Raw genomic sequence first — 8,923 nt, 5'->3', positions numbered from 1 at the left:
AAACTTTCCAAATAGGTGCGCTCATCCTCAGTTAAACGCACAATATATTTCTTTGCCAATCTATCGTTCCCCAATAATGTAAAAAACCTACTCTATGGGGATTTTATACGACAAAACAAGACTGACTGAGTACTAGGGTCCTGACGGAAATGTTGCGTTACGTGGGGCCGGAACAAATTAAAGCCATTTTTTTGTCGCATCAAGATCCCGACATCGTCGGCGGCCTATCAACCTGGCTGGAACTGTGTCACTCGCCCGTTTATGTTTCCAGCATCTGGATACGCTTTTTGCCTCATTACGGTTTAAAAGACATGACGCGATTTATCGGCGTACCCAATGAAGGCATGGACTGCGAACCCTCTCCCGGTTTTAAACTAAAAATCGTGCCCGCACATTTTTTGCATTCCGAAGGCCAGATTAACGTATACGATCCGATTTCTAAAATCCTGTTCACCGGCGATATCGGAGCGGCAATGTTGCCCATGGATAAAAATGACGCCTATGTGGACGATTTTTCCAGCCACATCCCCTATATCAAGGGATTTCATCGCCGCTACATGTGCTCCAACAAGGCAATACGCTGTTGGTTGGAGACCATTGCCGACCTGGATATTGAGATGATTGCCCCGCAACACGGCCCGATTTACCGGGGCGCTGCGGTGCAGGATTTCTTAAACTGGCTCAAGGACCTGCAATGCGGCGTCGATATAATGCAGCCCCGCGGACACTTTCCGCTGGAGGACTGAACATGAGTAATTTATCGCACGACTGCATGGATGCAGGAGGTACGACTCCAAGGATGGAGGAGGTAGAATCGCGTCTGGAACAGCAATCGAGAGCAACGCATGGAGCAGTTGCCGAGCCCAATCACCTGGAGGCTTTGCGCTTTAGGATTATCACCCAGATTGCCGAGATTTTAGAAAACCAGATACGCACCCAGCGCTCTGCAACGGATATATCCGAGCTTAATCATAATGTGCATCAGGAGATTATCAGTAAATTGATGACGGCCATGTCCGCTATGGCTGCCGATGACTCCAACGCCATGATTGCGATGATCCCAACGATTACGCATATCATTAATACCTGCACCCGTCTGGATCACAGTCTTGACTTGCTATTCCAACATCGCAGCGAGCAGTGGACGGCTAATGATAGGCACATCAAAAACCTGCTGATAGAATTCAATCAAACCTTGCTTGAGCTGTCTTCTGTTTTGATTGAAAAAGACTTACTGGAGCGGCAAAGTCAGGTGTTGCAGCGTATTATCCTGTCCCACGAACACATCTCGCAATGGAAAGAGTTTGTACAGGAAATTCTGGCGGATTTTTACGCCATTTTCCCGTTTAACTTTTTTTACATCGCCTTTGCCGAAGAACATGGCTTATCGCTGTATTTGTATTATCTAGGTCAGTACACGGATGAAACACGCGCGCAGGCGCGTGGTTTACTGAGTCAACAGATGCTGGAAAGTATCGGACTGCCCCCAAATGCGGCACTGGATATTGAAGAATTTAATATTAATTGCGGGGCTCAAATAAAGCCGGATCTCGATATTAATATGATTAGCGTACCCGTACCCGATCATTCGACCAATTTGGCCGGTTTATTAGGGGTCGCTTACGCCGCTGAAAACAATTTATCAGCACAGGAAGCCAGCGTGATCCGCGCGATACTTGCCGTCATGGTCATGGTAGTGGGTTCCAGCAAGGTGCTATCGCGTACGCTGTTAGAACTTGAATACTACGCCGTACATGATCCCCTTACCGGACTGCACAACCGCCGCCAGTTTAACGATATTTTAAACTACGAAATCGGTCGTTCCGAGCGGCACAAGCATGAGTTCAGCGTACTGATGCTCGACCTGGACGATTTTAAGGATATTAACGATTCCTATGGACATCCCACCGGTGATACAGCACTGTGCTCGATCGCCAATGCGCTGCTTGAACATACGCGCAACGGTGATTTATGCGCCCGCATCGGCGGGGACGAATTTGCCATTATCCTGACAGAAACCGGCCCCGAAGGTGCACGGATAGTTGCCGAAAAAATCGGGGAAGCGCTACGGGAAATGGCCATCACCTCGGCACAAGGCAACCGCTTTCATTTAACCGTCTCCATAGGTGTGAGCAGTTATCCCATCGATGGACAAACCATCGATACCCTGCTGGAGGGCGTCGACGCCGCCATGTACAAAGCCAAGGACATGGGTAAAGACGGCGTCTGCGCCTTTGATGCAACGGAAACACGCATCAGTATTCGCGAGACCCGCGATAATGCGGAAAATCTGCGCGAGGCATTAAAAGAAGGCCGGATTATTCCCTATTATCAATCGATAGTTAACTGCCAGACCGGTGAACTCTATGCCTTTGAAACGCTGGCCCGACTTAAATCGCCAACAGGAGAGACAACTTCGGCGGCGATGTTTATCGAAACCATTGACAAATATGGCCTAGCGCGTGATCTCGACCTCGCCATGATCAACAATTCTTTTGCCGCTAAACGCGCTGCCATGGATGCCAACCGCCCGGAAGCGAATGCGAAAATTTTCATCAATTTATCGGTACAGGAAATTCAAGGCCGTGGCATTTTAGGTTACGCCGAAGAACTCTGCCAACAACTGGAACTCCCCCCGGAAAACATTGTTTTTGAATTGCTGGAACGCGACGCGATTGGCGACATGACCAACATGCGCCGGTTTCTGACCAATCTGCGTCGTAAAGGTTTCGCCTTTGCGCTGGACGATTTCGGTACAGGTTATAACTCGTTTCATTATTTGCGTGAATTACACTTTGAATACGTCAAAATTGACGGTGCCTTTGTGCGTAACATACTGAGCTCTAAAGTGGACTATGCCTTGGTACATAACTTGTCGCGATTGTGCCAGGACATCGACATTCTCACTGTTGCCGAATTTGTCGAAAATCAGGAAATTTGGGAGGCACTGAAAGACATGGGCATCAATTACGCCCAAGGCTACCATATCGGCATGCCGCTGCCTGAGATGCAGCTGCCTTTGAAAAAATAAGGTGAATGAGTTCTGAATCTAGCCATACTGCTTTCAATTTCGTTGTATTACCTCTTTTCGTAACCCAACACATTACCGCGGCATGGTATATGTTGAGTTAGAAAAGCATCAACCCAATCTACGGGTTAATCAGCTTAATCCCATTTTTATCGACAGTGATTAATTGTTGCTTATACAATGCGCCAATGGCCTGTTTGAATACTTTTTTACTGACTCCGAACGCGGCATAAATGGCTTCCGGCGGGCTTTTATCGCTCAGCAGCAACTCGCCGTTATTGGCTTTCAGCTTGGCGATAATGCTGTTGGTAAGCGATACCACCTTGGCGTATCCCGGCTGGTGCAAACTCAGGTCAATCTTATGATCTTCCCGTATCTGCTTAATGTAACCGTCCAATTTTTGGCCTTTTTTGACCGGCTGATACAACTCGTTTTGATACAACATGCCCCAATGGCTGTTGTTGATAATGGCTTTGATGCCCAGATCAGAAGCGTCGGCTATGATCAGCGACACTTTTTGGCCGACTTCAAAATCGACCGATTCATCGCTGAGTAATTTATCAATCTTGGTGGTTGCGGCAATGCGGTTTTGCTCGTCAAGAAATACCTTAACCAGATAAGACCGTCCTACTTCCATCTCATGGTATTGCTCGCTAAAAGGCACCAGCAAATCTTTAGGCAGGCCCCACTCCAGAAATGCACCGACATAATTGAGTGACACCACTTTCATCCAGGCTATATCACCCACTTCGGCCAAGGGCTTTTTGCTGGTGGCAGCCAGATGACCCTCCGAATCCACGTAAACAAATACGTCCAGGCTATCACCAACCTGGCAGTTTGCGGGCAGTCTTCTGTCCGCCAGCCGCACTTTTCCCGAGGTTCCGTCATCAAGATAGACATCAGCACCTTGTTGTTTAACGACTTTCAGTTTATTTATTTTGCCGATATTTATCATAATTTATTGGGTAGATTTGAGTTTAATATGCATCGCAATAAGCATTCAACATCAACTGGTAACTGAAGTGAAATATTGTCCACGAAAAGCACGAAAGACACGAAAGACACGAAAATGTTTTAATAGAGCATTCCGTTCAACTGTTGCTATGGAAGTTTCACAAACACAGCATCGCCTTATACATCTGGCAAAGCTCTTTTTGTACCCATACTCCATCCATTTTTCGTGCTTTTCGTGTCTTTCGTGGACAGAAAAAATCAACTGGTAATCACAAACCTCACCGCATCCAGTCTTAACTGCGCGGCCTGGATGTTTTCATGCGCCAGCATGGTCATATCCTTTAGCTGCTCAATTTCTTCGGTTCTGATACTCGGATTCACTTTTTTCAATCTGACCAGACGCTTGATCTCATTGCTTAGCGATTCCAACATCGCTTGAGTCGCCTGGTCGACTAACGCTTGCATGTCGGCTTTGGCTTTTTTCTCAGCCATACCCAATATATTAATAAGGTGCGATCGCTGGCTGTTCAAAAAAATAATGATTCTGTGCTTATCAAACTTGATGCCGGCTTCAACCAAGTCACGGTGGTCGATGTCCGCACTGACATCCTTTTGGTTTTGATCGATCAATACCCGAATCGGGGTAGGCGGCAGAAACCGGCCAATCTGTAATTCGGCAGGCGCGCTACATTCGACAATAAACAAACACTCCAGAAAAAACTGTCCGGCTTTAAAATCGCTATGCTTGATCACACTGATCGCGGCGTTGCCGGTCTCAGAGGACAGCACCATATCCATCGATGCGGTGACCAACGGATGTTCCCAAGTCATGAACTGCATATCTTCCCGCGCCAGAGCAATCTGCCGGTCAGTGGTGATGGTCATGCCGTCTTCCGTTAATCCGGGAAAATGCGAGACACGCAAATGACCGCTGGGACGAATAATAAAGCAATCCGGTGAATGGAACTCGGTATCTACGCCATAACATTCAAAGACATCTTCCATGTAAGGCCAAAGCACACCTTCCTTCTCGTAGGCACTCATCTGCTCGATAAGTTCATCGGCCAATTCCTTGCGACAGGAATTCAACTCCAGCAATTGATCGCGACCATTATGCATTTGCGTTTCAAGTTCGGCACTGAGCGTTTGGGTCTTGGCTATAAGGACATCAATATCGGCTGGGTTTTTACTAGCCAAAACAGCCGCCAGCTCATCGTGCAACAAATCCGCAACCCGTTGGGCCGATGAACTGTTGCAGGCAAACGCATTCAGGCCTTCATCATACCAGCGATACAACACCGCATTATCAGTATGCTCCAGATACGGCACATGAATCTGGATAATATGTTTCTGGCCGATACGATCCAGACGACCTATGCGTTGCTGCAATAAATCGGGATTGGTCGGCAAATCCAGCAGGATCAAATGATGCACAAACTGGAAATTCCGGCCTTCACTGCCGATTTCAGAGCAAATCAATAGCCGTGCCGCACTTTCCGGATCGGCAAAATAAGCCGCCGCCCGGTCGCGCTCGATAATACTCATACCCTCATGAAACACCGCCGACGCGATACCGGCGCGGTTTTTCAGGACTTGCTCCAAATCAATCGCGGTTTGTGCCTGTTTACAGATCACCAACGCTTTTTGACCGGCCAGCTGTTTGACCTTGTCCACCAGCCATAAGTAGCGCGGGTCTTGTTGCAAGTCATCGGCATTTGCTTGCCCGGTCAAGGCATAACCATAACGCTCCCGATCGGGAAAACCCTGCACGGTTTGCCGGGAATTCCTAAATAAAATCCGTCCGGTGCCATGATGATCAAGCAGCACATTAACCAGCGCATCTCGCGCCGCCGCCGATTGTTCAGGATCGTTCAGGTTTTTCAGCAAGCTCTCGACATTGTCATCTTTCAGCAGTGCGGTTAAATGTTGCTGCGCCTCTTCATTCAGTACTTCCTCCGCCAGCAACAACTTCGCCGCATGAGCCACCGGCTCAAACAAGCGCTCTTCTTCGACAAAAGCGGCAAAACTGTAAAAGCGGTCGGGATCGAGCAATCTTAATCGGGCAAAATGACTTTCCTTGCCTAATTGCTCCGGGGTCGCCGTCAATAAAATAAGGCTGGGGGAAACCGATCCAAGTTGTTCGACAAACAGGTAGTCAGTACTGGGTGCGAGTTCGCTCCATTCCAGATGGTGCGCTTCGTCGACAATAACCATATCCCAACCCGCAGCTATGGCCTGTTGTTGGCGACGCGGATAATTGGAAAAAAAGCCCTGACTGCATAGAATCAATTGTTCGGTTAAGAACGGATTATCGGCAGCGACGTCAGCTTCACCCGCTTCAGCAAGCATGTCGTCTTCGGCATAAGTGTCGACACAGCGCGCCTCGTCAAAAATACTAAAGCGCAGGTTAAAGCGCCGTAGCATTTCGACCAGCCATTGATGCAGCAGCGTTTCCGGCACGATAATCAACACTCGGTTGCTCAAGCCGTTAATCAGCCGATGGTGCAAAATCAAACCGGCTTCGATGGTTTTACCCAAGCCCACTTCATCGGCCAGCATGATTCGCGGTGCCGACCGGTTAGCCGATTCATGCGCAATAAATAACTGATGCGGAATCAGCGATGCACGACCGCCCAGCAAGCCTTTAACCGGCGATTGTTGATGCTGTTGCAATCTGAGCCAGGTTTCATAACGCAACAAAAACCAGGCAGAAGGATCGACTTGCCCGATAAACAACCGATCCTGAGGCTTGTTAAATTGGATGTGATGATTCAGCTCCACCTCATCCAGCTGAACTTCGTGTCCATCCTCGTCCTTACCCACATAAGTAATCAAGCCGTCCTGCTCAGTTAAACCGGTGACGGTCACTTTATCTTCGTCAATCGACTCAATAACGTCGCCTACCGAAAACCGGACGCGCGTTAACGGCGCGTTATCTTGCGCATACATACGCTTTTCGTCACAAGCCAGAAAAAGCACCGTGACCCGCTTGTGCGCCACCTCAAGAATAAGACCTAAACCGAGCTCCGACTCGGTATTACTAATCCAGCGTTGGCCGGGGATAAACTGTTCCATTTTATTCGCTATATTAAATAATCGTTATAAGTCAATCAATTAAAGAGATACTATATGTTTCTGATAGAGTCTCTCAATGATCCAAATCGAAACAATTCTACTATAAATCAATCCACCAGACGCAAAAAAGCCTACACAAGGCAGGCTGTATTGAGTGGGAGTTTTTTATTGTCTACATAACATACTCCCAAACTGACTTATTATTGGTAAAGCAGGGCGGGGTTCTGAAAACCAGGTGCCTTTGAGGGTGTTTTGCTGCGGTAACCGAGGCAGGTTGCTATAGTCGGCGTTCGCAAATCCAAAGACATGCGGGAACTCCTTTGGATCAACACTATCTTAGGCAATCTCAAGACCAGGCTTGGAGGTGCATACCTGCTAATCAGGAAGTTTCTTGATCCATTGGCTTACACCTTGATCAATTTGAGCCAGCGCAGACTCAAAAGCTTTTAGATCCAATTGGTAGGGATCGGGGATGTCATGCCCACCCCATTCACCCAATCTAAAAACCTTCCCTTTGGCACTTGGCTCCCTAGCTTCGATATCCATTTTATGAGCCAACTCCATAACCAGAATTAGATCAGCCCTTCGAATCATTTCATTATTTAACTGGCAAGCACGATGCGAGGAAATATCCAATCCTCTTGCCATCATAAGCTGAATCGCCTTTGCATCGGCTTTGTGACCAACCAAAGCTCCGATTCCCGCAGAACTAACATGATAAGTTTTAGAAAGAGCATCTTTAAGAATTGCTTCCGCCATGGGGCTGCGGCATATGTTACCTACACAAACAACCAGTATGTTATTGAACAAAAGTGATATATCCTTTTATTTGGTTGACGACCCTTTGAGCGGTTCACATTTTCAAGCCTCCGGCTTTGCCGGAGGTTTTTGACTGAAAGGCAAGAAATTGACGTTCTTATCGAATCAGTTTTTACTGCTCCCGCAGCCGTTTAATTCCATAAAGCCTTGTCCGGCATGCGTTCCCGTGACTTGAACAGCCTTTTCCTCATAGATATTACGAATTATAAATATAGCATTGAACTCACCGTCGTTCAAGATACTTGTGGCTATTACGGCGATGCTTATACCAAGGATTGTTATTTGCCATTCGACTGGCTAGCTAATACCTGTTTTATTACTGACTCATTTTTTACTTTTGTTTAGTGAAAAATCGCTACTCGCGAATATTTCAGTTTTACCGTTTTGGGTAATGCTACCGGTATAAAGTAATGGCCTATCGGATTTGTCTCGCCATTGATAAATCATGATGTCGTTATTGCTCTAAAGCTCTAGACCGAACCAATCCTAGGATAATTGAGCCGTTGAAAGTTTTGGGTTTAGCGGTTTTACCCTTGAACTTGAGCAAATCCACGCGGCTATTTAAAGCGGACCCCATAGTCCTAAAGTATTGCCTGCGACTAATGAAAAGTCACCATTAATCAGGACAACATAATGACTTGTATAGGAAAATATAATTGTCATGCAATGATAGCCGGCAATTCAAAAGCGATAAAAGCATGACTATATTGCGATTAAAACATAATAATCAGAACTACTTCACAATCTTTATCAGGCTTATGCTGTAAAAAGTGATCACATTGAAATACTGAAACAAAAACAAAAATGGCCACCCAATTTATCCTGATTGATCGCGATACACCCTATAAAGCATCTCCTTACACACAAGTTGTTAAGATTTAGTAAAGTAGAATCATTTTAGCTATGAATTGGGCAAATAGAGAATTTCGTAATTTAGATTTAGGTGATAAACGACTAAAGAATAGAGCCATAAAGCTAATCGAAAACCTAGCCAAGTCGCCAAAATCAAGCATACCTGAATCATGTCAAGGTTGGGCAGAGACGCAA

The 8,923-nt window shown here is 46.6% G+C and carries 6 protein-coding genes and 2 pseudogenes; 4 read left to right on the top strand and 4 right to left on the bottom strand.

Features of this window, described 5'->3' with window-relative positions; genetic code table 11:
• Positions 1-125: 125 nt before the first annotated feature.
• Together RW114_RS18840 and RW114_RS18835 are read left to right on the top strand one after the other, a co-directional pair.
• On the top strand, positions 126-746 hold the full coding sequence (locus RW114_RS18840; protein ID WP_340124293.1) for an oxygen-binding di-iron domain-containing protein: 621 nt from the start codon (positions 126-128) through the stop codon (positions 744-746).
• Between the two features lie 2 nt (positions 747-748).
• Positions 749-3,031, top strand: coding sequence for a putative bifunctional diguanylate cyclase/phosphodiesterase (locus tag RW114_RS18835; RefSeq protein ID WP_340124292.1), 2,283 nt, complete (start codon positions 749-751; stop codon positions 3,029-3,031).
• A gap of 118 nt (positions 3,032-3,149) precedes the next feature.
• On the opposite strand, the gene RW114_RS18830 is transcribed toward RW114_RS18835, so the two are convergent.
• On the bottom strand, positions 3,150-3,983 hold the full coding sequence (locus tag RW114_RS18830) for a CvfB family protein (RefSeq protein WP_340124291.1): 834 nt from the start codon (positions 3,981-3,983) through the stop codon (positions 3,150-3,152).
• Between the two features lie 257 nt (positions 3,984-4,240).
• Positions 4,241-7,057, bottom strand: coding sequence for an RNA polymerase-associated protein RapA (gene rapA, locus RW114_RS18825; protein WP_340124290.1), 2,817 nt, complete (start codon positions 7,055-7,057; stop codon positions 4,241-4,243).
• Between the two features lie 248 nt (positions 7,058-7,305).
• On the opposite strand from rapA, the pseudogene RW114_RS18820 reads away from it, so the two are divergent.
• A pseudogene (locus RW114_RS18820) lies at positions 7,306-7,429 on the top strand (IS1595 family transposase); the annotation flags it as partial.
• Between the two features lie 3 nt (positions 7,430-7,432).
• On the opposite strand, the gene RW114_RS18815 reads toward RW114_RS18820, so the two are convergent.
• Positions 7,433-7,867 carry a low molecular weight protein-tyrosine-phosphatase gene (locus RW114_RS18815; protein WP_340124289.1) on the bottom strand — a complete coding sequence of 145 codons (435 nt, stop codon included), beginning with the start codon at positions 7,865-7,867 and terminating at the stop codon, positions 7,433-7,435.
• Positions 7,868-7,981: 114 nt separating this feature from the next.
• Positions 7,982-8,161: pseudogene (locus tag RW114_RS21085) on the bottom strand (hypothetical protein); the annotation flags it as partial.
• Positions 8,162-8,779: 618 nt separating this feature from the next.
• Here RW114_RS21085 and RW114_RS21080 point away from each other — a divergent pair.
• On the top strand, positions 8,780-8,923 hold a 144-nt coding region (locus RW114_RS21080), incomplete at its 3' end, for an IS4/Tn5 family transposase DNA-binding protein (protein WP_422614784.1).

Source organism: Methylobacter svalbardensis, from assembly GCF_037671525.1.
GTDB classification, from domain to species: Bacteria; Pseudomonadota; Gammaproteobacteria; order Methylococcales; family Methylomonadaceae; genus Methylobacter_A; species Methylobacter_A svalbardensis.
This window is presented reverse-complemented; position numbering and strand designations above follow the sequence as displayed.

Excerpts from the sequence above, each read along its gene's own strand:
- RW114_RS18835 (WP_340124292.1), top strand. The coding sequence starts at position 749 with ATGAGTAATTTATCGCACGACTGCATGGATGCAGGAGGTACGACTCCA.
- RW114_RS18830 (WP_340124291.1), bottom strand. The coding sequence starts at position 3,983 with ATGATAAATATCGGCAAAATAAATAAACTGAAAGTCGTTAAACAACAA.
- rapA (WP_340124290.1), bottom strand. The coding sequence starts at position 7,057 with ATGGAACAGTTTATCCCCGGCCAACGCTGGATTAGTAATACCGAGTCG.